At 62.5% G+C, this 26,705-nt stretch carries 27 protein-coding genes; 12 read left to right on the forward strand and 15 right to left on the reverse strand.

All coding sequences use genetic code 11. The annotated features are described in order from the left end of the window. Positions 1 to 355: 355 nt before the first annotated feature. From leuS to BRA62_RS02855, 4 genes are read right to left on the reverse strand one after another with little or no spacing between them, the layout of a single operon-like run. Positions 356 to 3,133, reverse strand: a complete 2,778-nt coding sequence (gene leuS, locus BRA62_RS02840; RefSeq protein WP_394339984.1) for a leucine--tRNA ligase — start codon at positions 3,131 to 3,133, stop codon at positions 356 to 358. Between the two features lie 40 nt (positions 3,134 to 3,173). After that, positions 3,174 to 5,075: a PINc/VapC family ATPase gene (locus tag BRA62_RS02845; protein WP_292364622.1), complete on the reverse strand. Its 1,902-nt coding sequence runs from the start codon at positions 5,073 to 5,075 to the stop codon at positions 3,174 to 3,176. A 23-nt stretch (positions 5,076 to 5,098) separates the two neighbouring features. Further along, positions 5,099 to 5,464 (reverse strand): phosphoribosyl-AMP cyclohydrolase, encoded by a 366-nt coding sequence (gene hisI, locus BRA62_RS02850; protein ID WP_292364624.1) that lies wholly within the window; start codon positions 5,462 to 5,464, stop codon positions 5,099 to 5,101. Between the two features lie 6 nt (positions 5,465 to 5,470). Then, positions 5,471 to 6,274: an A24 family peptidase C-terminal domain-containing protein gene (locus BRA62_RS02855; RefSeq protein ID WP_292364626.1), complete on the reverse strand. Its 804-nt coding sequence runs from the start codon at positions 6,272 to 6,274 to the stop codon at positions 5,471 to 5,473. 369 nt (positions 6,275 to 6,643) lie between these two features. Here BRA62_RS02855 and BRA62_RS02860 point away from each other — a divergent pair, with 369 nt between their 5' ends. The 4 genes from BRA62_RS02860 (at position 6,644) to BRA62_RS02875 (ending at position 11,669) form a co-directional block, all read left to right on the forward strand. Then, positions 6,644 to 7,282 (forward strand): hypothetical protein, encoded by a 639-nt coding sequence (locus tag BRA62_RS02860; RefSeq protein WP_292364628.1) that lies wholly within the window; start codon positions 6,644 to 6,646, stop codon positions 7,280 to 7,282. Between the two features lie 85 nt (positions 7,283 to 7,367). Continuing rightward, entirely contained in the window at positions 7,368 to 9,704 is a 2,337-nt protein-coding gene (locus BRA62_RS02865; protein ID WP_292364630.1) for an ATPase, T2SS/T4P/T4SS family, read from the forward strand. Then, entirely contained in the window at positions 9,701 to 10,624 is a 924-nt protein-coding gene (locus tag BRA62_RS02870) for a type II secretion system F family protein (RefSeq protein ID WP_292364632.1), read from the forward strand. The genes BRA62_RS02865 and BRA62_RS02870 overlap by 4 nt, the downstream gene beginning before the upstream one ends. 1 nt (position 10,625) lies before the next feature. After that, on the forward strand, positions 10,626 to 11,669 hold the full coding sequence (locus BRA62_RS02875) for a type II secretion system F family protein (protein ID WP_292364634.1): 1,044 nt from the start codon (positions 10,626 to 10,628) through the stop codon (positions 11,667 to 11,669). Positions 11,670 to 12,190: 521 nt separating this feature from the next. Here BRA62_RS02875 and BRA62_RS02880 read toward each other — a convergent pair. After that, positions 12,191 to 13,672, reverse strand: coding sequence for a cobyric acid synthase (locus BRA62_RS02880; protein WP_292364636.1), 1,482 nt, complete (start codon positions 13,670 to 13,672; stop codon positions 12,191 to 12,193). Between the two features lie 57 nt (positions 13,673 to 13,729). On the opposite strand from BRA62_RS02880, the gene BRA62_RS02885 reads away from it, so the two are divergent. The 3 genes from BRA62_RS02885 (at position 13,730) to BRA62_RS02895 (ending at position 16,212) form a co-directional block, all read left to right on the forward strand. Next, complete coding sequence (locus tag BRA62_RS02885) at positions 13,730 to 15,376, forward strand: adenosylcobalamin-dependent ribonucleoside-diphosphate reductase (RefSeq protein WP_292364638.1); 1,647 nt, start codon at positions 13,730 to 13,732, stop codon at positions 15,374 to 15,376. 41 nt (positions 15,377 to 15,417) lie between these two features. Next, positions 15,418 to 15,723 carry a stress response translation initiation inhibitor YciH gene (gene yciH / locus BRA62_RS02890; RefSeq protein WP_011844832.1) on the forward strand — a complete coding sequence of 102 codons (306 nt, stop codon included), beginning with the start codon at positions 15,418 to 15,420 and terminating at the stop codon, positions 15,721 to 15,723. 159 nt (positions 15,724 to 15,882) lie between these two features. Continuing rightward, positions 15,883 to 16,212 carry a type II secretion system protein E gene (locus BRA62_RS02895; RefSeq protein ID WP_292364649.1) on the forward strand — a complete coding sequence of 110 codons (330 nt, stop codon included), beginning with the start codon at positions 15,883 to 15,885 and terminating at the stop codon, positions 16,210 to 16,212. A 4-nt stretch (positions 16,213 to 16,216) separates the two neighbouring features. Here BRA62_RS02895 and BRA62_RS02900 read toward each other — a convergent pair whose 3' ends face one another. Both BRA62_RS02900 and BRA62_RS02905 read right to left on the reverse strand, forming a co-directional pair. Beyond that, positions 16,217 to 16,477: a hypothetical protein gene (locus BRA62_RS02900; RefSeq protein ID WP_292364651.1), complete on the reverse strand. Its 261-nt coding sequence runs from the start codon at positions 16,475 to 16,477 to the stop codon at positions 16,217 to 16,219. Further along, positions 16,470 to 16,967, reverse strand: a complete 498-nt coding sequence (locus tag BRA62_RS02905; RefSeq protein ID WP_292364653.1) for a YkgJ family cysteine cluster protein — start codon at positions 16,965 to 16,967, stop codon at positions 16,470 to 16,472. Before BRA62_RS02905 ends, BRA62_RS02900 begins: the two co-directional genes overlap by 8 nt. A 99-nt stretch (positions 16,968 to 17,066) precedes the next feature. Between BRA62_RS02905 and BRA62_RS02910 the strand changes: the two genes are divergently transcribed. Further along, positions 17,067 to 18,245 carry an NDP-sugar synthase gene (locus BRA62_RS02910; protein WP_292364655.1) on the forward strand — a complete coding sequence of 393 codons (1,179 nt, stop codon included), beginning with the start codon at positions 17,067 to 17,069 and terminating at the stop codon, positions 18,243 to 18,245. Between the two features lie 93 nt (positions 18,246 to 18,338). Here BRA62_RS02910 and BRA62_RS02915 read toward each other — a convergent pair whose 3' ends face one another. The 4 genes from BRA62_RS02915 to BRA62_RS02930 all read right to left on the reverse strand — a co-directional run bounded on the left by BRA62_RS02915 (position 18,339) and on the right by BRA62_RS02930 (position 20,777). Continuing rightward, positions 18,339 to 19,130 carry a hypothetical protein gene (locus BRA62_RS02915; protein WP_292364656.1) on the reverse strand — a complete coding sequence of 264 codons (792 nt, stop codon included), beginning with the start codon at positions 19,128 to 19,130 and terminating at the stop codon, positions 18,339 to 18,341. Then, positions 19,130 to 19,312: a hypothetical protein gene (locus BRA62_RS02920; protein WP_292364658.1), complete on the reverse strand. Its 183-nt coding sequence runs from the start codon at positions 19,310 to 19,312 to the stop codon at positions 19,130 to 19,132. Before BRA62_RS02920 ends, BRA62_RS02915 begins: the two co-directional genes overlap by 1 nt. Before the next feature lie 137 nt (positions 19,313 to 19,449). Next, on the reverse strand, positions 19,450 to 20,238 hold the full coding sequence (locus tag BRA62_RS02925) for a CBS domain-containing ParB/RepB/Spo0J family partition protein (RefSeq protein ID WP_292364660.1): 789 nt from the start codon (positions 20,236 to 20,238) through the stop codon (positions 19,450 to 19,452). 68 nt (positions 20,239 to 20,306) lie between these two features. Then, positions 20,307 to 20,777 (reverse strand): Hsp20/alpha crystallin family protein, encoded by a 471-nt coding sequence (locus BRA62_RS02930; protein WP_292364662.1) that lies wholly within the window; start codon positions 20,775 to 20,777, stop codon positions 20,307 to 20,309. Positions 20,778 to 20,934: 157 nt separating this feature from the next. Here BRA62_RS02930 and BRA62_RS02935 point away from each other — a divergent pair, with 157 nt between their 5' ends. Further along, positions 20,935 to 21,633: a hypothetical protein gene (locus tag BRA62_RS02935; RefSeq protein ID WP_292364664.1), complete on the forward strand. Its 699-nt coding sequence runs from the start codon at positions 20,935 to 20,937 to the stop codon at positions 21,631 to 21,633. A gap of 45 nt (positions 21,634 to 21,678) precedes the next feature. Next, positions 21,679 to 21,957, forward strand: coding sequence for a thioredoxin family protein (locus tag BRA62_RS02940; protein ID WP_292364666.1), 279 nt, complete (start codon positions 21,679 to 21,681; stop codon positions 21,955 to 21,957). 4 nt (positions 21,958 to 21,961) lie between these two features. Here BRA62_RS02940 and BRA62_RS02945 read toward each other — a convergent pair whose 3' ends face one another. Then, positions 21,962 to 22,552, reverse strand: a complete 591-nt coding sequence (locus BRA62_RS02945; protein ID WP_292364667.1) for an HVO_0476 family zinc finger protein — start codon at positions 22,550 to 22,552, stop codon at positions 21,962 to 21,964. 32 nt (positions 22,553 to 22,584) lie between these two features. Between BRA62_RS02945 and BRA62_RS02950 the strand changes: the two genes are divergently transcribed. After that, on the forward strand, positions 22,585 to 23,019 hold the full coding sequence (locus BRA62_RS02950; RefSeq protein ID WP_292364668.1) for a DUF371 domain-containing protein: 435 nt from the start codon (positions 22,585 to 22,587) through the stop codon (positions 23,017 to 23,019). A 10-nt stretch (positions 23,020 to 23,029) separates the two neighbouring features. Here BRA62_RS02950 and BRA62_RS02955 read toward each other — a convergent pair whose 3' ends face one another. Beyond that, positions 23,030 to 23,218: a hypothetical protein gene (locus tag BRA62_RS02955; protein WP_292364669.1), complete on the reverse strand. Its 189-nt coding sequence runs from the start codon at positions 23,216 to 23,218 to the stop codon at positions 23,030 to 23,032. Positions 23,219 to 23,356: 138 nt separating this feature from the next. Here BRA62_RS02955 and BRA62_RS02960 point away from each other — a divergent pair, with 138 nt between their 5' ends. After that, on the forward strand, positions 23,357 to 25,312 hold the full coding sequence (locus tag BRA62_RS02960; RefSeq protein WP_292364671.1) for a PAS domain S-box protein: 1,956 nt from the start codon (positions 23,357 to 23,359) through the stop codon (positions 25,310 to 25,312). Here BRA62_RS02960 and xseB read toward each other — a convergent pair. After that, positions 25,287 to 25,472, reverse strand: a complete 186-nt coding sequence (xseB, locus tag BRA62_RS02965; RefSeq protein ID WP_214019641.1) for an exodeoxyribonuclease VII small subunit — start codon at positions 25,470 to 25,472, stop codon at positions 25,287 to 25,289. The genes BRA62_RS02960 and xseB overlap by 26 nt on opposite strands. Then, the gene (gene xseA / locus BRA62_RS02970) at positions 25,456 to 26,703 is read right to left on the reverse strand and encodes an exodeoxyribonuclease VII large subunit (RefSeq protein WP_292364675.1); all 1,248 of its coding nucleotides are present in this window, start codon (positions 26,701 to 26,703) and stop codon (positions 25,456 to 25,458) included. Before xseA ends, xseB begins: the two co-directional genes overlap by 17 nt. Positions 26,704 to 26,705: the final 2 nt, after the last annotated feature.

Raw genomic sequence — 26,705 nt, forward strand, 5'->3', positions numbered from 1 at the left:
CTGCGGGTTTCTCGAACTCCGTCCTTTCAGGACGTCGTTCTCCGGAGCGTCGTTCCCCGCCCCAGGGGGCGGGGGCAGTGCGTGGCGATAAGCGATGGTTCGGAGAACCGGAGCTAGAGCACCGAAGGTGCGAAGCCAATGGAAAGCCGTGCATGGGTTTGTGTACCCAGTCAGAGAACTGAAGCGGGAGAAGATCCGTTCCGGCAGTTTCGGGTAACACTCGCTGGTGTTTGATCTTAGTGTCCTGTTCTCTGGTGGGTGACTGCCGTTAGCCGATCGATTCGCCTCGACTTCACTAAAGAATCGTTAGAACCTTGGACAAAACGCGCAAAAAAGGCTAAAAAGAAAGAGTATCCTACTCAATCACAATCGCCGGCTTGAACGGCAGCGCCCCCGACGCCTTCGGGTGCGTGCTCGCGTCGGCACTCTGGACCGTCACCGGCACGCCGAACTCGTGCTCCAGGAACTCCCGAGCGCTCTCGAGGACCGCCTGCTCGTCGGGAGGCGACGCTGCGAGCTGCTTCACGAGATCGGGCGGCAGTTTCAGGACGAGTTTCGTGATCTGCTTCGCCGCGTCCGTCGCCTCGCGTCCGCGCTTGCGCATCTCCTCGTTCTGCATGATTTCACGCACCACCCTCGTTTTGTCGGCCGAGGCGGCGATGATCCGGAAGGCCTCGTGCTTCCAGGCCGGAGCGATGAAGAGGCTGATGGACGTCGGCTCCATCGGGATGAGCTTCACGATCGACTCGATATCCTCGACCGTCCGGGCGAGGAGCTCCTCGGCGAGTTCGATCTCCGGGCTGACCCGGGCTTCGTCCACCTCCGGCCAGGGGGCGAAGGAGACCATGCCCTCCCCGCCGAGCTCGGTCCAGAGCGCCTCACAGGTGAAGGGGATGATCGGGGCGAGCAGCCGCACCCAGGTGCGGCAGAGGTCCCGCATCACCGTCCCGCCGCTCAGGCCCTCGGGGAGGCGGCGGCGATACCACTTCAGGTCGGCCTCCACGCCGAAGAACGCCTCCTGCAACGCCTGCCGGGTCTGGAACGCATCGAGCGCTGCGGTCGCGCTCTCGATGCGGCGCTGGAGCCTGCTCGCGAGCCAAGCATCGATGGGGGAGGTCCCTTCGGCCTGCTTTGCCTCCTCAACCGTGTTCCAGAACCGCTCGATCTGTTTTTTGGTCGACGAGACGAGTTCGTTGCGCCAGTCGAAGTCCTGCCAGGGCTCGGCGCTTCCGACGAGGAACATCCGAACCGTATCGGCACCGAACTCCTCGAGGGCGTCCTCGAGCAGGAAGACGTTGCCCTTGCTCGACGACATCTTTGCCCCGTTCAGGAGGCCCATGCCGAAGACCACCATGCCCTGCGGCTGCAGTTCCGGCGGGAAAATGGCCCGGTGGTGGAAGAGCTGGAAGGTGAGGTGGTTTGAGATGAGGTCCTTTGCCGAGAACCGGTAGTCGTAGGGGTACCAGTAGAGGAACTCGCTCCTGATCCGATCGAGGGTCTCGCGGTCGACGGTCTCCGGGTTCCCTTCCCCGAAGAAGACGTAATCGAAGACCTCCGGCGCCAGGTTCTCCGCCGGGATGGCTTTCAGGTGATGGGCGATCGCATAGTAGGCCATGTAGATCGTCGAGTCGGAGAGCGGCTCGATGATCCAGGTCGGGTCCCAGGGAAGCTTCGTGCCGAGCCCCACCCGGCGGGTGCAGGCCCAGTCCTTCAGCCAGTCGACCGTCCGGTCGAACTCGGCCCTGACCTCGGGCGGGACGAGCGCCATCTCCCCGAGCTGCGTCTTCACCTGTTCCTTCCAGCACGGGTCGCTGTACTCCAGGAACCACTGGTCATGGAGGATCTTCACAAAGACCCTGCCGCCGCACCGGCAGACAACCTGACGGTTGTCGAACTCGTACATCGGGATGGAGCCGTAGCGCTCCATCATCAGCGCCGCCACATCGTCCCGGGCCTCCCGCACCGGCTTTCCGCCGTACTTCTCAAAGACCTTCCCGCGGGAGAACTCGGCGCTATAGACCTCCTGGGTGAGCGCCTCCATCCCGGGGTCGTTCTGGTCGCGGATGCCCGCCCGCTCGACCGCGTCCTCTGCCGGGATCTCGCCGTAACCCTCGACGGAGATGAGCGGGATCGGCCGGATGGACGTGTACTTCCCCTGCTGCTGCAGGTCGCGGAGCGCGATGTAGTCGAAGGGCGCGTGGGCCGGAACGCTCATGACGATCCCGGTCCCCATGTCCGGGTCGACGAACGTCGCCGGGAGGACGGGGACCTCGCCGGAGAGCGGGTGGGATACCGTCCGGTCGATCAGCGCCGTCCCGGGGATCTCCTCTCCCACGCGGACGTCGTGGTCCTGGAGGGCGAGTTTCGCTGCGGCCTCACGGCTTACGATCCACTCCTCGCCGTCAAGCTTCACCCGCACGTAGGTAATATCCGGGTTCACCCAGAGATTCGTCACGCCGTAGACCGTCTCGGGCCGGAGCGTTGCGCACGGGATCTTAGCATCGCCCCAGGAAAAGACCACCAGGGTGAACCTGAGAATCTCGGCCTTGTCGCCCTCGAGCAGGTCGTGGTCGCCGACCGGGTTCTCGCACTGGGGGCAGTACTTGACCGGGTGGGCGCCCCTGACGACGTGTTCGTCCTCGTGCAGGTGCTTATACTGCCACTCGATGAACTTGCTGTACTGCGGGTCGACGGTGATAAACCGGCGCCGCCAGTCGATCGAGAGCCCCGACTTCTGCATCACGCGCCGGTACTCTTCCGAGAAGTACCGGACGATCTCCATCGGGTCGGTGAACCGATCGAGGATGTCCCGCGGCACCCGGTAGAGGTCACGGTAGAGCCCGATCGTCTTTGAGTCACCGTTTGAGATCCTCTTCGATATCCCGATGACCGGGGTGCCGGTAACGTGGAACGCCATCGGGAAGAGAACCTGTTTTCCCCTCATCCGCTGGTAGCGGGCGAGGACGTCCGGTACGATGTAGGTCCGCCCGTGCCCGACGTGCATCGCCCCGCTCGGATACGGGTACGCCACGGTCAGGTAATATTTCTCTTTCTCTGCCGGATCGGCCTCGAACGCGTGCTCCCAGCGGGTGATGCACTCCCGTTCGTTGCCCTGCATGTCTAATCCGCTCACTCTAAGCCTCCAGATTCTGGTTCCTCGTGTTCGGCCCGTATCATACCGGCCGCAGCCGGATCGTCTCGCCCTCGTTGTAGCGCTTGATCATCTCCTGGGCGATCGTGCTGTTTTTGGCGAGGAGGATATCCCCCTCTTCGTTCACCGTTGCCGTGAAGAGATACTCCTTGCCGGCGAAGACGTCCACGATCTTGCCGCTGTTCTCGGGGGAGACGATCGTCAGCTGCTTCTTGTCGAGGCGGATCTTGATGCCGCCGGCGAGCTGCATCTCCTCCTCGACGTGCTTTTGCGCCTCAAGTTCACTCCTCGGCCGGATGTCGATCCCGATACCGAGTTTGTTCACGATCGCCGAGACGTTCTTTCCGCCCTTCCCGATCGCCGCCGGGACGTCCTTGTCGTCGATGTAGACGACGGCCTTGTTGTCGCTGATGATGCGGACCTCGACCGGGCCGCTCGTGTACCGCCCGATCTCCCGCTGGACCTCTTTCTCGGCAACCTTCCAGGAGACGTGCTCCTCGGGCTCCTCCGCTACCGCCGGTGCCGCGATGACCGGAGGCTCCGCAGGAGCAACTGCCGGCTCTCCGGCGTTCCTCTTCCGGGGGAGCGGCATCACCAGGGTCTCCCCCTCGTAGCGGAATATCTCGATCTCGGGCTCCCGCCGGGCGTGTTCGCGGACGACGATCACCGGGCGGATGTGTGCATCGCCGGGCATGCCCTCCGGGGCCTTGATCGTCAGTTCGAGGTCGTAGATCTTCGTGATCGCTCCCTGAACGACATAGATGACGGTGTTGATGATCTGCGGCAGGATGCTGTAGTCCACGCGGTCGCAGAACCGCCGGAGGCAGTCGTGCACCTCCATGGCATGCACCACGCCGACCATGCCCATCCCGGCGAGGCGCATGTCGGCATAGACGCTGAAGTCCTCGTTCTTCCGGATCTCGTCGAAGACCACGTAATCGGGCCGGACGAGCAGGAGGGCTTCGGCGGTGTTCGTCATGCTGCCCTCGAGCGCCGTGTACTGGGTGATGTGGTCGGGCACCTGCAGGTCCCGCGGCGCCTCCATCGTTTTCACGACGAAGTCGTGGTCGGCAAGGAACGTCGCAAGGCTCTGGGCGAGCGTGGTCTTCCCTGCACCCGGGGGCCCTGCAATCAGGACGCCGCGACGGTTCCCGAGGATCCGCTGCTTGATCTCCGGCGCCATGTCGTAATCGTCGAGCGAGAGGTCCACGAGCGGCCGTACCGCCGTGATCTCCATCCCGTCCGAGAACGGCCGCCGGGCAATCGAGATCCGGAGCGACCCGATCTGGACGACCGTGATCCCCCGCTTCTCGAGTTCGATGAAACCGTCCGGGTCGCGTTTTGCCCGCTCAAGGAGTTCCTGTGCCATGGCTTTGAGCTCGTACTCGGTCATCGGCGCGTCCCGGAGGGTGACCAGGCGGGTCTCACGGAGTTTTCCGATCTTCGCCACCGGCAACGCCCGCTCCTTAAGAGTGATCGCGATCGTCTCCTCATCGAGGTACTGGTCGATCGAGAGCGGCGAAAAATCGCCTATTTGCGGCCTTAAGTAGGTGACATTGAGCCCTTTCGCTTTCGCCACCTCTGCCTGCACGAGGTCGCTCGTGATGAACCGGGCGTCATGGTCGATCGCGACGTTCCGGATCAGGGCGTCGATCTCACCTCCGCTGGAGAGTTTCACCTGGTCGAGGCTCGGGCGTTCTCCGGCAAACCGGAGTTCGATAACATTCTCCTCCGACATCCGGAAGAGTTCCTGGAGTTCCGTCAGGCCGGAAAATCCTATCTCCCGCCCCTGATTCGCCTGTGCCTCCAGTTCGGCGACGACGGCTTCCGGTATGATTATTGTTGCGCCCTTATATTCTCCGGTTTTTATCAGCGATGTTATGCGTCCATCTATCACGACGCTTGTATCGGGTACAATTTTCATAAAAAATCACCATAGTAATGAAGTCATTCACCCTTATTAGCGTATACCTTCTCCGGATCAAAGACCGTTCCGGCGATCTCCTCCCCCTCGACCGTCCGGTAGAAACACGAGGCATGGCCGGTATGGCAGGCTGCACCGGTCTGCTCCACCTCATAGAGGACTGCATCCTCATCACAGTCGACGAGTATGCGCGAGATCCGCTGGACGTGCCCGCTCTCCTCCCCTTTCTTCCAGAGTTTCCGCCTGCTCCTGCTGTAATAGTGTGCATATCCGGTGGTCCTGGTGAGTTCCAGCGCCTCCGCGTTTGCGTAGGCGAGCATCAGAACCTCACGAGTCCGTTTCTCCTGCACGATGACAGGCACCAATCCGTTTTTGAACTGTATCTCCATATTTATTCACGTTCCCGCGATTGTCTTCATGATTACAAAGAGGATATCTCCCATGAATAGTGCGGTCAGGAATCCCGCCGTGATCGGTATGATGAACGGAATGCCGTAGGATATCCAGACCTTGCCGGCCTTCCGGTAGAGGGCAAGTTCCCTCCGGTAATTTTCGGGATGCAGCCTGAGATCTTTCGTGTATAGCCGCCGCTCTCCCCGCACGATCTGCCCGAGCGACTCGGTAAATCCGATGAATCGCCGGACCAGCTGGCCGTCCTCTTCATCGATATCTTCCATGACAAAACCGAATTCGTTCTGGATTGCTTTCCCGTCGACCGGAAAGCCGAGGAAGAGGCAGGGTAACGGAGCCCGGTTCCCCTCCAGGAGGTTTTTCGCCAGTATTGCAACGGGTGCCGCGATATTGATGAGCACGGCATTGGTCAGTACGGTGAACGGGAAGAACCCGAGTGGCGGGGTACCGAAGTAAGGCTCGATCGGGAAGAACGGGGTGCACGCGGTGATGATGATGAGAGCATACGCATCCGCCCCCCCGAAGAGGTTGACAGCCTGGAAGAGGTAAAAGAATCCACAGAAGACCGCGACCAGGATGAGGTACCCTGCCGCCGCCTGCCAGCCTGCAAGAATGGTCAGTCCGTATACCCAGACGGCCGCCGGAATCGCGATCGCGAGTGCAGGACGCCAGGTTTTGTGGGGCACCCGCCGCTCTTTTGCGTCCAGGATTGACGCGTATATGAGCGTGACCCCTATCACAACCGCTGCAATCATGAGCGGGACAGCTACCACGGGCGGAAGAATCATGGGCAGGTACTTTATCCACCTTTTATCTCTTATCTCTGGCGATCGCTCTTTGCAGGGGATCCTGCCGTTTCGATCTGTTTTCCGGATGGATAAGGCATAATAAGATCCCTTCTCCCGTTAAAACGGTTTCAGGCTCCAGGATTCTCTGGCCGCATCTCTCGCTGCAGCCGGAATGCCTCCGGGAATTGCCGTCTGCAAACGGTCTCCTCTCGCCTTTCAGATACGCCGCTTTCACGAGAATAATTGCCAGAATTGAGATCGGATTATCACAAGGTATTAATAATAGCATACTGATGTGATATATTGTGATAGGGGCAAAATCCCCTTTCCGGCATACAAAAACTACCGAATACCATACCTGAGATGTGCATGGACATAAACGACCTTATGGGCGAGATCCTACGACAGTCGGCGTGCGAGGGGCGCTTCACTCTTGAAGAGTTGCTGCACTACGGCACCACTCATTCTCCGACCGGGATTGGGGCCTTCAAAGGGAAGAAGCATACGTTTTTCCTGGTTCTCTCCGGGGGCGAGCCGAATGGCGCCATGTTCGTCGACGAGAAGGGGACACTCTTCGGGGACTCGGCCATCCTGCACCTGACCGGAAAGGAAGAATTCGAGCTCTTCCCGGTGACGCCGCCGATTGCCGACGCACTGGTGTCACGGTGCAGGGTCTTCGACAAAAGCCACCTGAAGAAGAACGGCCGCCTCGATATCCCTACCGTCGGCACTCCTACCCGGCAGCGTATAGGGGTGCTCTGCCTGACCGTGCGCGAAGGCCGGGCGCCCCTCGCCGGAGCCCACGTTGCGATCCGAAAGGGAAAGGTCGTCATGACGAGCGATGTGACGGATTCCGAAGGAAGAGTCTGTTTCCGGCTGTTAAACGGGCGCTACATGTGCGTGGTCTCGGATCGGCTCGGAGAGCGGACGCGCAGCATCATCGAGTTCCATGAACCTCAGGTAGAAGCATGCATTGATATTGGGAGCACAGAGGATGAGAGCAGGTGAAGATGAAGAACGTGAATTGATAGCAGCGGTCAGGAATCTTCTCACACAACCCGGGAAACTGGAGACTGGCAATGGGGAAACCACGGTGGAGAGTGACGAACCCGCTTCGCCGTTCCAATCCGTTGAAGGGGAGGTGCAGGAAGACATTGAAGAGGAGGTGCGGGAAGAGGCGGACCTGGAAGCCACCGTGCCCGCTTCCGATGAGGACGACGAGCAACCGGAACAACCTCCGATGGAGACGCAGGAGGACGAGGGAGCCAGTTCGGACATCGATGTGGTGTCGGAATCGGAAAAAATCACCGATCAGCGTGCAGCAGGCGCCGAGAATCCGGTCCGGGCACTCCTCAGCCGGATCGGGCAGCACGAGAGGGGTGCCGGCGGGAAGGCCGCCCCTCCGCAGTCTGCGGCAGGAGATGTCGAGACAGAGCCGGAGACGCCGGCTTCTCTCTCCGGGCACAGTGCTCCTGCCGGTATCTTCGACCGGATGAAAGAGTGGCGGGAGGCCGATGAACCCGGCACCTCCGGCCCGAAGGGCTCCGGTGCGAAAGAGGCCGATGAGCCCGGGCCTGACGGAGACCTGGATGACGGCGTGGTATCGGTCGAGGAGCTCGGGAACCTGGCGGACCTGATCCTCCCGAAGAGTGCGACATTCACGGTCGATGAACTGAGCATCAACCGCAGCGAGCACAGTTTTAATTTCGTCGATAACGCCCGGGTCGTATCGGAGTTCGATGACCTTTTCTCCCAGGCCTTCTCCTCGACCTCGATTGCCGCGGCTGCTGCAGAAGTGGCGGTCCCTGCCGAAGAGGTTGTGCAGCCGCGGTTCGGGTTCTTGAAGAAGTTCCAGATCCCGAAAGTCGGGACGGTGGTCGAGGAGTACAACCCCTCGCTCCATGGACCGCTCGTCGACCTCACGATGCGGCCGTCGCCGGGACTGGAAGAGATCGAACTCTACCCGGTGAACGAGCCGTATGCCTACGTCCGGGTGACCTACGACAGCACGACGCACGAGTATACCTATAACGTCCTCGAGCCCGTGCTCACGCCCGCGGAGCAGGAACTCTTCAGTGAGATCAAGGAGCGCCTCTTTGAGACGCTCGACATCACCACCCGTGACCTCACCCGTGATGAAGCGCGGAAGGCGCTTCGCGATTCGGCGAACACGGTCATTGCCGATTACGGGATCCACCTTCCGCCCCTCGGGCGGGAGAAGATTCTCTACCATGTGGAGAAGGAGTTCCTCGGCGACGGCCTGATCGACCCGGTGATGCACGATAAGTACATCGAGGATATCTCCTGCGACGGCGTGAACAGTTACATATTCGTCTATCATACGACGTACGAGTCGATGAAGACGAGTCTGGTCTACCGCGACGCTGTGGAGCTCGATTCGTTCGTCACGAAACTTGCGCAGCGGGCCGGGAAGTACATCTCGATCGCCGAGCCTATGCTGGACGCCACGATGAGCGACGGGTCGCGTATCCAGATGACGCTCGGGGCGGAGGTGACCGCTCACGGCTCGACGTTCACCATCCGTAAGTTCCGGGAGGAGCCGATCACGCCGACGGACCTGATTGAGTGGCATACCTTCTCGCCGCTCGGCATCGCCTTCATCTGGCTTGCGGTCGAGAACGCCAAGTCCTGCATATTTGCCGGAGGGACGGCGTCCGGGAAGACCACGACGCTGAACGCCTTATCGCTGTTTATTCCGCCGCTCGCAAAGATCGTCACCCTCGAGGATACCCGGGAGCTGAAACTCCCGCACCCGAACTGGATCCCGAGTATCACCCGCGACTCGTTCTCGCAGGATGGACGGGGCGGGATCGATATGTACGAGCTTCTGCGTGCCGCCCTCCGGCAGCGCCCGGAGTACATCCTGGTCGGCGAGGTCCGTGGCAAGGAGGCCCTGACCCTCTTCCAGGCGATGAGCACCGGCCACGTCACCTACGCGACGATGCACGCCGACTCGGTGGCGAGCGCCGTCCACCGTCTGGAAAACCCGCCGATCGACGTGCCGAGGAACATGCTCTCTGCTCTCTCCCTGATGTCCATTCAGGTGCAGGCCCGGGTGGGCGGCCAGAGGATCCGGCGGAACAAGCAGCTCATCGAGATCCTGGACATCGATCCCCGGACGAACGAACTGATCACGAACGAGGTCTTCCGGTGGCATCCGGCGACCGACGAGATCCGGTATTCCGGCAAATCTTACATCCTCGAACAGATCATGGAAGACCGGGGCTGGAGCGAGGAGCGGATGCGTGAAGAGCTGAAACGGCGGCAGGAAGTGCTCGAATGGATGCGCATCAAGAAGATCTGCCACTTCCAGGACGTGAGTAAAATCCTGGTATCCTACTTCCGGGATCCGGAGACGGTCATCCAGCGGGTGCGGGCCGACCTCTACGGGGAGGGTGGTTCCGCATGAACAGCTATGAGCGGTTCTGCTTCAACCTGATCGGTCACGGCCTGAAGGAGAAGCGGGGGAACTACGTCAGCCTTCGAAACGACCTGATGGGTGCCCGGATGAATACGCCGTTTGAGGCCTACCTTGCGACCGCGTACGTATCCTCGGTCGGCGCGGGGCTGGTCGCCGCCGTGCTCATCGGGCTTCTGGCCTACCTCCTGCGGATTCCCGACATGATCGTCTATCGTGGAGCGGTCCCTGAGGTCTTCTACGCGTTGAACGACTACAAGATGCTGCTCGGCACCATCGCCATCACGGTCATCTCTCTCCTGATATTCGGGGGGATAACCTACCTGATCTTCCTCCTGTATCCCGGCATACAGGCCGGGGAGCGCCGCAGGAACATCGACGCCACGCTCCCGTACGCCATCAACTACGTCACCGCCATGTCTTCAGCCGGGATCACCCCCGACGAAGTCTTCCGGCTGCTTGGCCAGAGCAAAATCTACGGCGAGAGCGCCGTCGAGGCACGTTACGTCGCTCGTGAGACCGACTTCTTCGGGAAGGACCTTCTCGAAGCCCTGCGGACGGTCTCGCAGGCGACGCCGAGCGAACGGATGCGGGAGTTCCTGCAGGGGGCCGTTGCGAGCATCTCCAGTGGTAGCAACCTCACGGAGTATTTCCGCACCAAGGCCCACCAGTATACGCTCGAGAATAACCAGCAGCAGAAGTCGTTTTTAGAGACGCTCGGGCTGATCGCGGAGTCCTACGTTACCGCGATGGTCGCCGGCATGCTCTTTCTGATCATCCTGCAGTCGATCATGACGCTCATCTCAGGCGACTCGAACCTGTTCTTCCTCTACATCATCATCTACCTGCTCGTTCCGTTCGGGAGCACGATGTTCGTCATCCTGATCAGTTCCATGACCCCGGAGGTGTGATATGGGATTCAAAGACATTTTCGATGACTTTTTAAACAGAAACCGCACCCGGGACGGCGCTGCGCCGGAGGACGTGCCGGCGCCCGATCCGTTTGAGGAGCAGGAGCAGGAGATCTTCGGCAGGATCGAGAACTGGCGGAAGTATCAGGACGGGTTCTACCGGTTCCTCAAACACCCGCTCCAGGTGATAATGGCGGAGCCCGCCACCGTTCTCTTCATCTCCGTCCCGGTGGCGCTCCTTCTCTTTATCGGCGGGCTCGCGAGCATGGTGCTCTCCTACGGCGTCAGTGTCCTCTTCACGACGACGATGATCGACGACGTCTTTGTGTTTGCGCTCCTCATCGCCATCGTGCCGCTCGCAATCCTCGACCTCAAAGAGTCGCTGCGTGTATCGAGCATCGAGGCGTCCCTCCCGAACTTCTTCCGCGACGTGGCGGGGATGAATGATTCCGGCATGACCCTCCCGCACGCCATCCACATGGTCTCGGAGGGCGAGTACGGGTCGCTCACGCCGCATATCCGCAAACTCGATACCGAGATGTCCTGGGGCGTCCCGTTCGTGGAGGCCATCCGCCGGTTCGGGAAGGCGGTGAATACACCGCTCGCGGAACGGAGCGTCGATCTCATCGCCCACGCGAGTTCCGCCGGCGGCGACGTGAGCGAGGTGCTGCGGGCGGCGGCGCACGACGCCTACGAGTTCTTCAACCTGAAGTCGGAGCGCAAAAACGGGATGATGATCTATATGATCATCGTCGTTATGTCGTTCTTCGTCTTCCTCTTCGTCATCGGGGTGCTCTCGAGCACCTTCCTGACCACCATGGCGGAGGCGGGCGAGGCGGTCGCGGCGTCGGGTTCGAGCCAGGCGTTCATAGGCACCGTGGACCTCTTCCTCTACAACCGGCTCTTCTGCCACGCCGCACTGATCCAGGGATTCTTCTCGGGGCTTGCGGCAGGCGTCATGGGCGAAGGCCGGGCGCTCGCGGGGCTGAAGTATTCCGCGATCATGGTGCTGATTGCCTGGTTCGCGTTCCGGTTCTTTATCTGAAGGGCCGGGGCGGAATTTCTCTTTTTACAAAATTAAGCAACGAGCGGCTGAAAATCTTCTCACATGCCTCCAGCCTTGCTCATCGAAATTGCCGGGCACGGATTTCCATGGGAAGTCACACCTCCGGTGCTCCAGCTCCGTTTCACAGAAACGTCGCTTATCGCGATTGGGGGAACGACGCGTGCCCGAAGGGCAGGCGGAGTTCGAGCACCGGCAGGTGCGCAGTCCCCACGGTCCACTGTACAGGACTTCCTTGGTTCTACCCCTCACCCTTGCGAAGGTGGTTTACCCCGCCATCCTCTCCGACGCCCCCTGTTCTCCTCATCTCGCCCGTTCTTCACCTGTCCGGTGCGCCATTCGAAACCCTTCGGGTATCTCGTGCTCCGGCCCCGCACCTAACGGTGCTCCTGCTCCGTTCCTCGAAGACCTTCGGTCTTCTCGAACTCCTGTCCTACGGACAGTCGTTCATTGGAACGTCGCACCCTTCGGCCCGTCGCAACTCGAAAACGCTTCGCGTTTTCTCAAGCTCCGGACGTTCCGTCCGTGAAATATGCTAGAATCGCATCCATATCCACGTGCTCCTCGAAGTGCCGGGCCAGGTCGTCGTAGGATGCCGCGGCCCCGAGAGCGGAGCTCTCCGCCGTCACCGGCTCGAACGGCACGCCACACCGCTCCGAGAGGTAGGCGAGGAGGGCGTTTGCCGCACCGGGGTTCTGGAAGAGGCCGTGCATGTAGGTCCCGAAGACCAGGCCGTCGGGGGTCGCGGCCCCCTCCCCGTCGAACGCCTCGGACAGCCCTCCCCGCTCCGTCTCGCCCATGTGGATCTCGTAGCCGTCCACCTCCCCCATCGCGGGGAGGATGGGGCCGGGCCCGGTCGCCCGCCGCCGTACCTGCACCGTCGTCTTGCGGTAGCCGGTAAAAGCCGTGACGACGTCGAGGAGCCCGAATCCCTGGTGCTCAGCAGGGGTCCCCGACTCGATGCCGGCGTCAGCGATGCGGCTCCCGAGCATCTGGAAGCCGCCGCAGATCCCGATGATGGGAACCCCCCGTTCCCGGGCGAGCCGGAGTTCGTCGCCCACACCGTGGCGGTTCAGCACGGCGAGGTCCTCCACGGTGTTCTTCGTCCCCGGAAGGATGATGCAGTCGTAGTCCGCGAGCGATGCGCCGGGCAGGACGTAGTCCACCGTGGCGTGCTGCTCGAGGAGTTCGAAATCGGTGAAGTTCGATATCCGGGGGAGGCGGAGAACGGCGATCCTGACCGGCTGGCTGGCCGGTCGCTGTCGTTTATCGGCGATCGAGAGTGAGTCCTCGCTCGGGAGGGGGATCTCCGCATACGGGACCACCCCGAGCACCGGGACGCCCGTGAGTTCCTCGAGTTTTTCGACGCCTGAGGTGAAGAGTTCCGGATCTCCCCGGAACTTGTTGACGATGACGCCGGCGACGAGTGGCCTGATGTCCTCCGGCAGGAGGGCGAGCGTCCCGTAGACCTGGGCGAAGACCCCGCCCCGCTCGATATCGGCGACCAGAACGATGGGGAGGCGGAGCGAGCGGGCGAGCCGGATGTTCGCGATGTCGCGGTCGTAGAGGTTCACCTCCGCCGCTCCCCCGGCACCTTCCACCACCACGTTCCCGAAGCGTCTTTGCAGCCGTTCGAAGGCAGCGACGGCCTCTGCAAGAAGCGCATCGGTCTCCCTGTAGTAGTCCCGGATCTGCACATCCTTATATGGACGCCCGAGCAGCACCACCTGCGAGACCGCGTCGCCCTTTGGTTTGAGGAGGACAGGGTTCATATCGGCCTCCGGTTCCACGCCGGCCGCAAAGGCCTGGACCGCCTGGGCAATCCCGATCTCGCTCCCGTCGCCCGTGACATAGGAGTTGAGGCTCATGTTCTGGGATTTGAACGGCGCAACCGGGATTCCGCGCCGGTAAAGCGCACGGCAGAGCGCCGCCACGGTCACGCTCTTGCCCACGTGGGATGCAGTTCCGAGCACGATGAGAGACATTGCTGGCAGGAGAGTTGGGCACGACGGATTATTAAGGGCGGGGTTTCATGGTGTTGTATGGAGTTCTTCCCGCAAGCCCGCCTCCTCCTGGAACGCCGGTACCTCCTCCCGGGCGAAGCGCCGCACGGCCTCTTCTCCCGGGTCGCCGGCGCCGTGGGCGGGACGGCACGGTCCCGCGAGTTCTTCTCGCTCCTCTCGGACCTCCTCTTCCTCCCGAACTCCCCGACCCTGATGAACGCGGGCACCCCCGCCGGGCAGCTCTCGGCCTGCTTCGTCCTGCCCGTCGAGGATACCCTCGAGGGGATCTTTCGAAGCCTCGGCCACATGGCGCTCATCCACCAGTCCGGGGGAGGGACAGGGTTCTCGTTTTCCCGTCTGCGGCCCCGCGGCGATGCCGTCAACGGGGTCACGGGCGCCGCAACCGGGCCGGTCTCGTTCATGCGGGTCTTCGACGCGGCGACCGGGGCGGTCAGGCAGGGCGGCCGCCGGAGGGGAGCGAACATGGGGGTGCTCGCGGCCTCTCACCCCGACATTGAGGAGTTCGTCACCTGCAAGCGGGCAGGAGGTTTTCCGAACTTCAACATCTCCGTCGGCATCGATGCCCGGTTCTTCCGGTGCCTTGAGAGGGGGGAGGATTACGACCTCGTCAACCCCCGCGACGGTACGGTCTGGCGGAGCATCGACGCCGGATCGCTCTGGCGTCTCCTCGCCGCATCCGCCCGTATCTCCGGCGAACCGGGCGTGCTCTTCCTCGACGAGATCAACCGGAGAAACACCACCCCGCACCTCGGCCCCATCGAGGCGACCAACCCCTGCGGCGAGCAGCCGCTCTACCCCTACGAGAGCTGCAACCTCGGAAGCGTCAACCTCGCCCGGTGCATCAAAAAGCACGACCTCGACGAAGACCTGCTCGCAGCAACGGTCCGGTGCGGCGTCGACTTCCTCGATGCGGTCATCGATGTCAACCGCTTCCCGCTGCCCGAGATCCGGGAAAAAACCCTGACTACCCGGAAGATCGGCCTCGGGGTAATGGGGTTTGCGGAAGCGCTCATACGCCTCGGAATACCCTATGAGTCGGAGGAGGCGCTCCGGTTTGCCGGGAGCCTGATGGAGGGGATCCAGACGGCGGCACGGGAGCGGTCGGAGGAGATTGGGGCACAGAAGGGGGCGTTTCCGGCGGTTGAGGGCTCGGTCTTCTCGGGGGATATGCGCAACGCCACCGTCACCACCATCGCTCCCACGGGCTCGATCCATCTCATCGCCGGGACGACGAGCGGCATCGAGCCGGTCTTCTCGTTTGCCTACGACCGGACGATCGACGGGCAGCCGGTCAGCATCGTGAGCGATCTCGTCGCCGAGTTCCTGCCGAAGACCGCCGGCGGGAAGGATGTAGCGGAGCACGTCCGCCGCTACGGGACGGTCGTTGGCCTCCCGCTGGATGACCATACCCGGGACCTCTTCAAGACGGCGATCGAGATCCCACCGGGCCACCATGTGCGGATGCAGGCCGTGTTCCAGAAGCACGTGGATAACGCCGTCTCAAAGACCGTGAATCTGCCGGAGAGTGCAACCGTCGATGAGATCGCCCGTGTCTTCTCTCTCGCCCACGACCTCGGATGCAAGGGCACCACCGTCTACCGCTACCGGAGCAGGCCGGACCAGATACTCTCCCTGGGGTGCGACGTCTGCCGTATTGACGGATAGCATACCAAATAATATATAACGAGAGCTGAAAGGTACATGCAATGAACGGTGGGATATGTCCGACTTGCGGACTGCCAAAGGAACTGTGTATCTGTGAAGAAGTTGCCAAAGAACAGCAGAGAATCAGCGTAAAAATCAATAGGCGCCGGTATGGAAAGGAAGTCACAGTCATCGAGGGCCTCGACCCCTACGACATCGACCTCGAAGACCTCTCGAAATTCCTGAAAGCGAAACTGGCCTGTGGCGGCACGGTCAAGGACTCCTCGATCGAGCTGCAGGGCAACCATCGCGAGCGGGTGAAAGACCTGCTCGCCCAGAAAGGATACAACATGGAAAATATCAGTTGACCGGGTTGTCCTCTATAGAGGACCCGGACACTTTTTTTTACCGAAGACGATTGCACGGGGAGCGCAAACCCTCTCCTCGGGGAGGTTGCACCATGTCCGGGCCGGCAGACACTATAATCAGCAGACACGTACAATATTGGGAGTGGACGACCTATGGTAATGAGATGTTCGTTTGCGCTCGATCCCGACCTGATGGAGCAGATCGATCAGTTCGCCAGGGAGCATGCGTTCGACCGGAACGAGGCGATTCTCGAGCTGATCGAGGCCGGTCTTGCCTGCAAGGACGGGGGCACGCCGACGGTCCGGCAGCAGCGTTCGTTTGAAGAGTTGAACCGGCTCCAGCAAGAACTTGAGGACGTCAAAGAGGTCCTTACCGAGCTCCGCAACGAAGTCCGGCTGGTCCACCACACGATCGAGACTGACTGGAACAAAGAGGCGAAGGGCGTTCCGTTCCAGACGAAACACCCCTGGGAGTTCTGGCGGAAGTGATCCGTCAACTGATGATATTCGCGATGCTCCGGAATCCTTCGCCGGAGAGGTCGTCGCAGACGACCGCTTCAACCTTCGCCATATCGATGTTGGGGGCATCGCGGCACCGGCTGCAGTAGGCCCGTGCCGGCGACGGGAGTTCTCTTCCTTTGACCACGACAAGAGCGGAGTGGACGCAGAGCCTGCACCGGTCGACGGGAACGGTCTCTTTTACCGTACACTGTACCCGCCCCCGGACGACCGCAAGACGCCGGGCCTCATTCATAAGATTCGACCCGGTAGCCCGCACGACCGAGAGCCGCGGCGACCTCGGTCCGCCAGGCGATATCGTCGTCGGTCGTAAGTGGCACGACTGACTCTTCCCAGCACCGGCGGAGATCTGCGTCTTCGGTGGCGAGGCTCCTCCTCCCCTTCACCTTCCCGGCCTCCCGGCCGTCGGGGGCGAAGATCCGCATGGCACAGCAGACGTAGGACCGGCAGATTACCGGGCGGCTGTCGTGGACGGTGCAGACGTACTTCCCCTCCTCTCCCGGGAGGGCCCGGAGAAACGGGCACCAGGACGGGTGCGCATCGTTTTCGGCGGTGTCCCTGAAGGCATCGAGGAACCGCTCCTCGACCCGGGCGCGAAACGTGCCGCCGACGATCTTCTGCCGACAGAGGTAGTCCCGGCTGGTGAGCCTTTTTTCGATCTCAATGAGCTCGCCGCCTGCGTGCATGCAGCACTTCCCGCAGAGCGTACATTCGAACGCCGTCATCGTCTCTGTAGAGTCTTCGCGCAACGATGAATAAAGGTTCGGGAACATCCGCCCGCATTCATCCCAAGGGTTAAATCGATACGCACACAATGGAGTGGCATGAAGGTGTGTATAATGTGCGGAGGGGAGGGCACACGGCTCCGCCCCCTCACATTCGGGCGTCCTAAACCCTGTATTCCGATCGTCAACAAACCCTCGATCCAGCACCTGGTCTCACACCTCGCCAACCTCGGTTTCAACGACGTGGTGATCACGCTCGGCTACATGAGCGAGGCCATCGAGGAGGCCCTCGGGGACGGGTCGCTCTTCGGGGTCAACGTCACCTACGTCCACGAAAAGACGAAACTCGGGACGGCGGGCAGCGTCAAGAACGCCCAGAAATACCTTGAGGAACAGCCGTTCCTCGTCGTCGGCGGCGACCACGTGGTGAGCCTGAACCTGCTCGAGTTCTACCGCGAGCACCTCGCCAACGACTCGATCACAACCATCGGGCTCATAAGCATCGATGACCCGACCGAGTACGGGATCGCCGAGATCGACGCGAACTACCAGATCAAGCGGTTCAAGGAGAAACCGAGCCCGGGTGAGATCTTCTCGAATCTGGCGAGCACCGGGATGTACGTCTGCGACCCCGATGTATTCGACCATATCCCGGCCGGCGAGAAGTTCGACTTCGCCCGAAACCTCTTCCCCGAACTGATGGAGGGGGGCTACCCCCTCAAAGCCTGGCTTGCCCGCGGCAACTGGTCGGACGTGGGGAGCCCGAGGTCGCTACGGGAAGCAGAGCGGTGGAAACTTCAGGATATCGGGTTTACGAACATTTCCGGCGACCTTTACATCAAGGGCGCCCGTATCATGGGCCCGGCACAGATAGGAAGCTGCGTCTCGGTTGCGGCGAACTCCCGGGTGATCGGGCCGGTCTCGATCGGCGCCGGGACGATCATCGAGGAGAACGTCGTCATCGGGCCGTACACGAGCATCGGGGAGGGGTGCATCATCAAGAACAGCGCGAAGATCTTCTCCTCGTCCATCTACAACCGGGTGGTGATCGGCAGGGAGAGCACCGTCAGCGGGAGCATCATCGACAACGATACGCTCATCGGTGGCGGGTGCAACATCGAGCACGACACGGTCATCGGGCCGCGTGCGGTGCTGAAAGGCGGCGTGGTCGTCCATTCCGGGACCCGGCTCTGGCCGGAGGTGATCATCCCGGAGGGGACGATTGTCAAAGAGCATGTCCTGAACGAGGACTTCGATACCCGGACCGAGGGGTCGTAGGATCCCGGCACCCCCGGTCTCTTTTTACCCGCAAAGATTCTCCCGCGGGCATTTTCTCCGTAACGTGCCGGCGGAGCGTGGCGTCAACCTGCTTCAGACCCTGATACTCAGGACGATGATATCCGAGCCGTCGACTCCGTGGACCATGACCGCGACGTCCACCGGCGTGCCGTTGTTCAAGACCCCGGTCCCCGTCCAGGCAGCCTGCGATCCTTTGGCGGCCGAAAGCCCCCCGGGCGGGTCGACCGTCGCGGCAAAACCGCCTGCGGTGCACGCGGAGGCGTTGGAGACGTCGACGCCGTTCATGAAGACCGAGAACGGCGCACCGGGGTCGAGCACGGAGGCGGGAGGCACCTCGCGAACGGTGAGGACGAGTGTATCGGGTGCGGTGCGTTCGACGGAGATGGCGGTCATCATGCTCACCGTTGTTCCGGGGTTCAGGTTCATGTCGATCATCCCGGCACCGAGCATCGCGTGGGCGGCGAGCGGGGGAAGAACCGCAACGACGAGGATGATGGCGGCCGTGGAGCAGAGAAACAGTCGCGATGCCGCGGCACCGTCTTTCGGCCCGGCCGCTCTCTCCCGGAAGAACGAGACGACGAAGGCCCCGAGGGCGGCAAGGGCCGCCATAATGAGGGCCATGGCGAGGAGGGAGAGAGCGTGGTTCGCGAGGGTGTCATGGGCCAGAGAGAGGACGTCGGAGAGCCCGGCGGCGTATCCGTGCCCGAAGGCCGCTGTTACCATTGAATACATCTCGAGGACGAGAAATGCCGTGAACCCGGCGATCCCGCCCGCTAGGACGGCCGAACCCCTCCTCGTCCCGCCCTCCCGCGAGAGGGCGGCCGGGAGCATCCCGGCGAGGAGGAGGGAGAGAATGCCGAGCATCAGGTTCTGGAACGTGCCGATGGCGTCGAAGAGTCCGTGGTTGTAGCAGGCGATACCACCCCAGCACCATGTATGGAATAGGTCAGGAGCACCAGCAGTCCGCCGCCGGCGAGGCCGGCGATGAGCGAGGCGGGGAGGAGGCGCTTGAGGTTCCGCAGGGTCGTATGAGAATCAAATGCCATGGCACTGCACCGGACCTGATATTATCGACGGCTGCCTTTACCTTTCCGAAATTTATCCGGTGGTAATGTAGCCTGCGGCGATCCATCTGGAGACCGGAGCGGGGACCCGAAGCAGCCCGGTAAGAAAAAGAGTTTGCTTACCCGTGCCGCACGAGCCGGTGCGTCAGCGCGACGAGGGGATGGCGGGCGTAATCGAGCACTTTGATGTCGTCGAGCGTCTTTAAGTTCAGCGTCCGGGCGGTCCGCTCCATCCCGAGCTCGATGTTCTCCCTGACCTCGATGATGTAGGTGTCGAGGTTCGCAATCCCGAGCCGTTTTGCCGCGATCGCCCGGTGGTGCCCGTCGACCAGGATCCAGCGGCCCGGCCGCCGGACCACGATCAGGGGTTCGGCGAGCCCCTTCTTGATCTCGTACATCCTTCCTTCAAGTTCGTCCTCGTAGATCTTCGACTGGGTGGGCAGGAGGTCGTCGATCGGGACCGACCCCCGTTTCAGGGTCGGTTCGACCCCATAGAGTTTTTTCAGGGTCTCGATGAACTTGAAGACCTTCTCCGGCGAGACGTGCTCGATCTGGGACCTGATGACGTCGGAGTTCGACATGATCCCGATGAGTTCGTTTTTCTCGTTGACGACCGGGAGTTTCTGGATGCCGGAGCGGAAGATGACGCGGGCTGCGTCGTTCACGCTCATGTCGGGGTCGGCGACGATGAGGTGGCGGGACATCACCTGCTCTATCGGCGTCGACGGATGGGCAAAGAGAAGGTCCCGCGCCGATATGTAACCCACCACCTCTTTTGAGTTCTCCACGACCGGGAAGCCGTCGTGATGCGTATTTTTTATTGCTTCGATGACGTCCCGGACCGTTCCGTGTGCGTCGACGGTGACGACGTCGTAGGTCATGTAATCTTTGACCTTCTTTTTATCCATCATGATAGTGTCACGCTGGCCCGACATGAACTATTCGGTTGAAATAGGTATCGGCATGAAAAATAGGGTTATTCGATGGGGATCGTGGTCCCGGTCTCGGTCGGCGCTTTCTTCAGCCGGACCTCGAGAACACCGTTCTTAAACGTTGCGGCGGAATTCTCCTCGGCCACTTCGGCCGGAAGCAGCACCGTGCGGCTCATCTGGCCGTAGACACGTTCCCGCATGAAAAAGTCCCTGGTCTCCTCCTCGGTCTCGCCCGTCCGCCTGCTGGTGATCTCCAGGTGCTGGGGATCGATGAGCCGGACGGCGACGTTCTCTTTCTCGACGCCGGGGAGGTCGGCAACAACGATTACTTCGTCCTCGTGGTCCCGGACATCCACACGGAAGTCGCGGACTGCCGGAACGACGCGGCCCCTGACCTCTTCTCCCCGTGCGCCGATTCCTCCGAGCATGGACTGGAACCTGCTCTCCATCTCGGCCATTAGGTCGTCGAAGTCCTGCCATATCGTGCGATACGGCCCTCGTTCAATTCTTGCCATTGTAATCGCTCCTATCTACTGGAATTGTCCCGAGGCGAGCAGGTCGCTCCGGGCTAACCATAAGGTAGTGTTGCCAAGATATAAATTTATTCCCTGGTGCTCCCCCTCCCCCCGGAACAATATCATTTTATTTCACCAAACGGCGATTATACTCGTAATGAAAAAGACACAGCAGAAGACACCGAAGAGCGACACTGCGCCATGGATGAAATGGGCGTATGTGGGAATCGCCCTGTTCGTGGCGGTGGCCATGGTGGGGACGTACCTCGCCCCGATGTTCGAGAAGAAGCCGACCGCCCAGGTAGGAAATATGGCGGCGATCGGCTACACCATTCTCGACGAGGACGGGCGCCCCCTCATCACGACCGACCAGAACCTCCTCGCAAGCGAGTACGAGAAAGGGAACGTCGTCCTCCTGACCCACGGCCTGGAGATGCCCGTCGGCGGACAGGTCTCGGGTGAGAACATCGCCGTCATACCGGTCGTATATCCCGAGATCACCGGCTTCTCGGGCTTCGGGCTGCTGGGCTTCGAGACCAACGCTATCTCCGTGGGGCTCGTCGGGATGCAGGCCGGCGAGACGAAGACCATCAGTTTCTCCTACGGGACAAACGACCTCGAGATGAACCTGAGTGAAGAGGACGCAAACGGTATCGGTCTCAACTTCACGGAGACGAAAGTGGGCGATCTGGTCCCGCTCGGATTGACGGCGTCGCCGGATGTCCCTCTCGGCAACGAGACCAACGAGACCCCGGCACTGCGCTTCGGGGAGGTCGTCGACAAGACCGACGACTCACTGGTCATCATGCACCGCTACGGCAGCGCCCGGGTCACGCTCAACGGCATAACGGGGTGACGGCACCCCCACAGTTTTTTATAGTCTCCCTGCTTCCTGCCATATATGGCGATAAAAGTGATAAGTTTCTACCAGGAAGGGTGCATGGGGTGCGAGGAGCAGGTCCCGATCCTTCGCGAGGTGGAGAAGGATCTCGGGATCGAGATAGAGGAGATCGATGCCGTGAAGAACCCGGAGTATATCAAAACGTATAACCTCCGGGTGACACCGACAACCCTCGTCCTCGAGGGCGACGAGGTCAGGGAGCGGATGGAAGGGCTCGTCCACCGTGAAGACCTCGAGGCCGCGATCCGGCGCCACCTGCAGAAACCCCTGCCCCGGTGAGGGGTCACCGCCTCTGGTAGCGGCCTTCGAGATACCCGTAGATCCGCTTCACCCTGCGGGCCACCGTCTTCCAGCCCTCTTTTCGCATGACCGGGCCGTCGCGGAGTTTGATGTGCGATATCCGGATCCGCCGGCCTGCGAAGGTGTAGGTCTCCCCGACGACGAACTCGTCCTCGCCGTCGGCGGTCTGGTAGAGCGGGAGGGTCGTGCGCCCGGTGTGGATGGACGCCTTCACCACGACCTGCTCGATCCCGCGGGTCCAGAGGGCCGTCACTTCGCCGGCCGCCGCCCGGCGGACCCGCTTTGCTCCGACCTCGATGCCGGTGACCTCGACCCCGAAGACCTCGTCTCCGCACTCCGCGGCGATCTGGTCTCCGAGGGAGACGACCTCGTCCTCAAGCATCTCGACGGTGCAGACCATCGATTCGGTTTCATGGCTCACGATGGCTTTGACGGTGAGGATCTCGGGTTCGGGCGGCTTTGGAATTCGGTGGACCTGGCCGCACTCACTGCACTGCACCACCAGTTCGGCGGCTTCCCGGAGAATCTGGTGTTCGCACTCCTCTTTACAGACGGGGCAAACGATGCTGATCATTCATTAGCAATAGAATCCCTCTCCTAATAAGCATGAAGGCGAGAGATATCGTGCGGGCACGGGGGCACCCGCTGGTCCGGGGAACCCACCCGACGACGTTTGAGGTGACGAAAGACGAGACGCTGACCGCTGCCGGCGACTGCATCATCGGCGTCGCCGCCGACAGGGGCGCCGCCGACCTCGATCCGGGCTTAAAAGAGCTGCTCCGCGACGATCGAGCGGTGCTCACGACCCGTCTTACCGCGGGCGGCGAGACCGTCGAGGTCCGCTCAAGGGGCAGTGCGGCGTTCACCCTGGACCACCCCGCCGACCTCGTCTGGCGGCGGAGCGACTTCGTCTCGGACCGGACCGTGGGCATCCGCTCCGACCGGGTGGCGGCGACCCTCCCCCGGGAGTTCATCGAGGCGCTCCGGCGGGGGGAAGAACTGGTCGTCGAACTCGAGGTGGAGATCCCCCCAGGGTTCTGAACGGGACCCATCACCGGGCGTCCCGCATCCCGTCCCGGATCTCGCCGAGTACCAGTACGCCGATTCCGAGGAGCAGAACGATCGCGAAGAGCCCGACGATCAGGACCACTCCCGTCGGGAGACCGCCGAGGAGATCCAGGATCGCGACGACGCCCACAGCAAAGATCGTCATTACCGCCCACGTCTTTTCGTCTACCATGATGCACGGTGCGCCGCTCTGTGCCATATACGCTTTGAAAGGAGTTCGCGTTCACGACCGGTTCCCGAACGCGCATGCACCCCGTGATGCCGCCGGGGATAGGTTTATGCATTCACGGTGCGGGGAGACAGGTGAGGCATGCAGCCGTTCACCCCGGTGCTCGAAGACCTCCTCGAAGACCTGGAAGAGCTCGACCGCCGTCTCCGCCCGCGCAGGGCGGGTGCTGGTGCTGTTCCCGCGGAAGACCTGCTCCTGCAGAAATCGCACCTGGCCGAGATCTACGGCCTCGTAGACGCGCTGATCGCCGGCATCCGGAGCATCGACACCGCATACCGGCGATACCGGGACCGGTTTGCCCGTTTCCCGGCGGGGTGCCTCTGCACCGGGGCGGACGGCGTCATCCTGGAGGCGAACCGGGCGGCAGGCGCCCTGTTCGGCCGCGCTCCCGACCTCATGCAGGGTGTCTCTCTCGATACGTACCTGCGTCCGGAGTGCGTCCCGGCGTTCCGGTCGGCGGTTGCGGCGCTCGGCCGGGGTGAAGAGGTCCCGGTGCAGGAGTTTTCACTCGCCCGGGCCGACGGCACCGCCACTCCCGCCGCCGTGGCGGTCTCGACCTTATACGACCCCGGCAGCGGTGCGGCCGAGTTCCTCTGGGCGTTCTGCGATATATCAGGGCAGAGAAGGGTTGAAGAAGCCCTTCGGGAGAGTGAAGAGCGCTACCGGGGACTGACCGAGAACATCAGCGACGCCTTCCTCGCCATGGACCGGGACGGCCGTATCGTCTCCTGGAACAGGGCGGCCGCCCGTCTCTCGGGCAGCCCGGAGGAGGAGGCCGTCGGAAAGAGCATCTACGACCTGTTCCCGCAACTCCGAAACGAGGAGGTTGCCGGGTTCTTCCGGGAGGTCACGGAGACCGGCAGGCCCGGCGTGAGCGAGTGCGGGTTCCGCCTCCACGGACAGGACCGTATCTTTGAGGTGCGTGCCGTCCCCACCCGTGCGGGCATCTCCGTCTACCTCCAGGACATATCGGCCCGCCGCGAAGCCGAAGAGGCTCTCCGGCGGAGCGAAGAGCGGTGCCGGATGGTCGTGGAGAGTCAGGCCGAGATGATCTGCCGCCGGCTTCCCGACGGCACCATCACCTTCGCGAACGACGCCTACTGCCGCTACGCCGGCATCCCGTGCGAGGACCTCATCGGGCGGCGGTATGCTCCCACCGTCCCGGCCGACGACCAGGACCGGGTCCGGCAGAGCCTCGCCTCCCTCACCCCCGACCACCCGGTATCGACGGTCGAGCACCGGGTGATCATGCCGGACGGCAGGGTCCGGTGGCAGCAGTGGACCAACACGGCGTCCTTCGATGACGAAGGCTCCGCTGTCGAGTACCAGTCGGTGGGCCGGGACATCACCGATGCGCGGATGGCGGGGGAGGCGCTCCTCCTCGCGAACCGGAAACTCAACCTGCTCTCCGACGTGACCCGGCACGATCTCCTGAACCGGCTCAACGTGCTCTCCGGCTATCTCGACCTCTTCCGGGAGCGGACGGACGATCCGGAACTGCTGGAGTACTGCCGGAAGGAGGAAGAAGCCATCCGGGACATCCGGCGCTATATGGCCTTCACCGCGGAGTACCGGGACATCGGCATGGCCTCTCCCGCCTGGCACCCCCTCTCCCGGATCGTTCATGACGCGATGGCGGGGCTCGACCCGGGCGAGGTCGCCATCGAGGTGCAGGCAGGCGATCTCGAGGTGTATGCCGATCCGCTCATCGTCCGGGTCTTTGCAAACCTCATCGACAACTCATTCCGGCACGGTGAGCGGGTTACCCGGATACGCATCCATCCTGAAATGTCGGACCGGGGGATCAGTCTCGTCTACGAGGACAACGGCATCGGCATCCCCCATGCCGAAAAAGGGAGGCTTTTCGAGCGGGGGTTCGGGCGGCAGACCGGGTTCGGGCTCTTCCTCGCCCGGGAGATCCTCGCCATCACCGATCTCTCCATACGGGAGACCGGCGAGCCCGGGAAGGGTGCGCGGTTCGAAATAGGCGTCCCGCCGGGATTCTACCGGATCAGCGGTCGCGGCCGAGCTCCGTGAGTTTCATCTCGGCCGTGCCGAGGAGGTCTTCGCACTGTTTCACGAGGAGCGCGCCCCGTTCGTAGATGGCGATGCTCTCCTCAAGGCTCGTCTCGCCGTCTTCCAGCCTCCGGACAATCCCCCGCAGTTCTTCCAGCATCTCTTCAAAGGTCTCCGTCATACGTTGTCTCCTCCACGACGGCCCCACACCGGCCGTCCTTCATTTTCAGCACCACGCGGTCGCCCGGTCCGAGGTCGCCGACACTTCTCGCAATTCTCCCGCCCGACTCGACGATACAGTAGCCCCGGTCCAGGATGGCGAGCGGGTTCTGCCCCGCAAGGCCCGCGCGGACTTCCGCGAGGGCGGAGCGCTCCCGCTGCACCCGGGCGAGCGCCGCCCGGCGGAGCAGGTCGTCGTGTTCGGCGAGGCGCTGCATCCGCTCGTGAACCCGGCGTGCGAGCCGCCGCGGGTGCATCCGCCCCCGCAGGTCCTCGACCTCGCTCTGTGAGGCGGCGAGGCGGCTATGGACGAGCAGGCGCATCCTCTCCTCGCACCCGGCAAGTTCCCGGAGAACCTCCCGGCGTTCCGGCACCGCTCGTTCCGCCGCCGCGGACGGCGTCGGCGCCCGGAGGTCCGCGGCGAAGTCGCAGAGGGCGGTGTCCACCTCGTGCCCGACGGCGCTGATCACGGGTGTTCTGCACGCCGCGACGGCTCTGACGACGTCCGGGTGGTTGAAGGGGAAGAGGTCCTCGAAACTCCCCCCGCCGCGCCCGACGATGATCACGTCCACGAGCCCGTCGATCCGCCGGATCGCCTCCGCGATCTCGATGTGCGCCCCATCGCCCTGGACGGCCGTCGGGGAGAGGACGACCTCGGCCGGATACCGCCGGGAGATGACCGAGAGGATATCCTTCACCGCCGCGCCGGTCGGGGAGGTGACCACGCCGATCCGTTGCGGGAAAGGAGGGAGGGGCCGTCTCCGTTCGGGGGCAAAGAGCCCCTCGCCGTCGAGTTCCTGTTTCCAGCGCTCGACCATGAGGTGGCGCTCGCCGAGGCCCGCGGGGAGCATCTCCCGGACGATGAACTGGTATCTGCCGTGAGGCTCGTAGACCTCCACGGACCCCCAGGCGAGGATGTCCATGCCGTCTTTCGGCTCGAACCCGAGCGCCGATGTGTAGGTGCGCCACATCACGCAGTTGATAAGTGCGGAGTTCCTCCCGTTTCTCTCCGAAAGCGAGAAGTACCGGTGGCCGGAGGCGTGGTCCCTGTAGTTGGTCACCTCCCCCCGCACCCAGATCTGGTGCAGGCGTGCGTCGTCGAGGAGGTCGCAAATGAGCCCCGAGACCTCCGAAACTCCGAATATCGGGGTGCCGAACCGTTCCGGACCGGTGGAATGACCGCCGAGCATCATCA

Source organism: Methanoculleus sp. UBA208, from assembly GCF_002498065.1.
Classification (GTDB): domain Archaea; phylum Halobacteriota; class Methanomicrobia; order Methanomicrobiales; family Methanoculleaceae; genus Methanoculleus.

Bases quoted from the DNA above. Each gene is read 5' to 3' on its own strand.
- BRA62_RS02845 (WP_292364622.1), bottom strand. From the start codon at position 5,075: ATGAAAATTGTACCCGATACAAGCGTCGTGATAGATGGACGCATAACA.
- hisI (WP_292364624.1), bottom strand. From the start codon at position 5,464: ATGGAGATACAGTTCAAAAACGGATTGGTGCCTGTCATCGTGCAGGAG.
- BRA62_RS02855 (WP_292364626.1), bottom strand. From the start codon at position 6,274: ATGATTCTTCCGCCCGTGGTAGCTGTCCCGCTCATGATTGCAGCGGTT.
- BRA62_RS02860 (WP_292364628.1), top strand. From the start codon at position 6,644: ATGGACATAAACGACCTTATGGGCGAGATCCTACGACAGTCGGCGTGC.
- BRA62_RS02870 (WP_292364632.1), top strand. From the start codon at position 9,701: ATGAACAGCTATGAGCGGTTCTGCTTCAACCTGATCGGTCACGGCCTG.
- BRA62_RS02875 (WP_292364634.1), top strand. From the start codon at position 10,626: ATGGGATTCAAAGACATTTTCGATGACTTTTTAAACAGAAACCGCACC.
- BRA62_RS02880 (WP_292364636.1), bottom strand. From the start codon at position 13,672: ATGTCTCTCATCGTGCTCGGAACTGCATCCCACGTGGGCAAGAGCGTG.
- BRA62_RS02885 (WP_292364638.1), top strand. From the start codon at position 13,730: ATGGAGTTCTTCCCGCAAGCCCGCCTCCTCCTGGAACGCCGGTACCTC.
- yciH (WP_011844832.1), top strand. From the start codon at position 15,418: ATGAACGGTGGGATATGTCCGACTTGCGGACTGCCAAAGGAACTGTGT.
- BRA62_RS02895 (WP_292364649.1), top strand. From the start codon at position 15,883: ATGAGATGTTCGTTTGCGCTCGATCCCGACCTGATGGAGCAGATCGAT.
- BRA62_RS02900 (WP_292364651.1), bottom strand. From the start codon at position 16,477: ATGAATGAGGCCCGGCGTCTTGCGGTCGTCCGGGGGCGGGTACAGTGT.
- BRA62_RS02905 (WP_292364653.1), bottom strand. From the start codon at position 16,967: ATGACGGCGTTCGAATGTACGCTCTGCGGGAAGTGCTGCATGCACGCA.
- BRA62_RS02910 (WP_292364655.1), top strand. From the start codon at position 17,067: ATGAAGGTGTGTATAATGTGCGGAGGGGAGGGCACACGGCTCCGCCCC.
- BRA62_RS02915 (WP_292364656.1), bottom strand. From the start codon at position 19,130: ATGCTCGGCATTCTCTCCCTCCTCCTCGCCGGGATGCTCCCGGCCGCC.
- BRA62_RS02920 (WP_292364658.1), bottom strand. From the start codon at position 19,312: ATGGCATTTGATTCTCATACGACCCTGCGGAACCTCAAGCGCCTCCTC.
- BRA62_RS02925 (WP_292364660.1), bottom strand. From the start codon at position 20,238: ATGGATAAAAAGAAGGTCAAAGATTACATGACCTACGACGTCGTCACC.
- BRA62_RS02930 (WP_292364662.1), bottom strand. From the start codon at position 20,777: ATGGCAAGAATTGAACGAGGGCCGTATCGCACGATATGGCAGGACTTC.
- BRA62_RS02935 (WP_292364664.1), top strand. From the start codon at position 20,935: ATGAAAAAGACACAGCAGAAGACACCGAAGAGCGACACTGCGCCATGG.
- BRA62_RS02940 (WP_292364666.1), top strand. From the start codon at position 21,679: ATGGCGATAAAAGTGATAAGTTTCTACCAGGAAGGGTGCATGGGGTGC.
- BRA62_RS02945 (WP_292364667.1), bottom strand. From the start codon at position 22,552: ATGATCAGCATCGTTTGCCCCGTCTGTAAAGAGGAGTGCGAACACCAG.
- BRA62_RS02950 (WP_292364668.1), top strand. From the start codon at position 22,585: ATGAAGGCGAGAGATATCGTGCGGGCACGGGGGCACCCGCTGGTCCGG.
- BRA62_RS02955 (WP_292364669.1), bottom strand. From the start codon at position 23,218: ATGGTAGACGAAAAGACGTGGGCGGTAATGACGATCTTTGCTGTGGGC.
- BRA62_RS02960 (WP_292364671.1), top strand. From the start codon at position 23,357: ATGCAGCCGTTCACCCCGGTGCTCGAAGACCTCCTCGAAGACCTGGAA.
- xseB (WP_214019641.1), bottom strand. From the start codon at position 25,472: ATGACGGAGACCTTTGAAGAGATGCTGGAAGAACTGCGGGGGATTGTC.
- xseA (WP_292364675.1), bottom strand. From the start codon at position 26,703: ATGATGCTCGGCGGTCATTCCACCGGTCCGGAACGGTTCGGCACCCCG.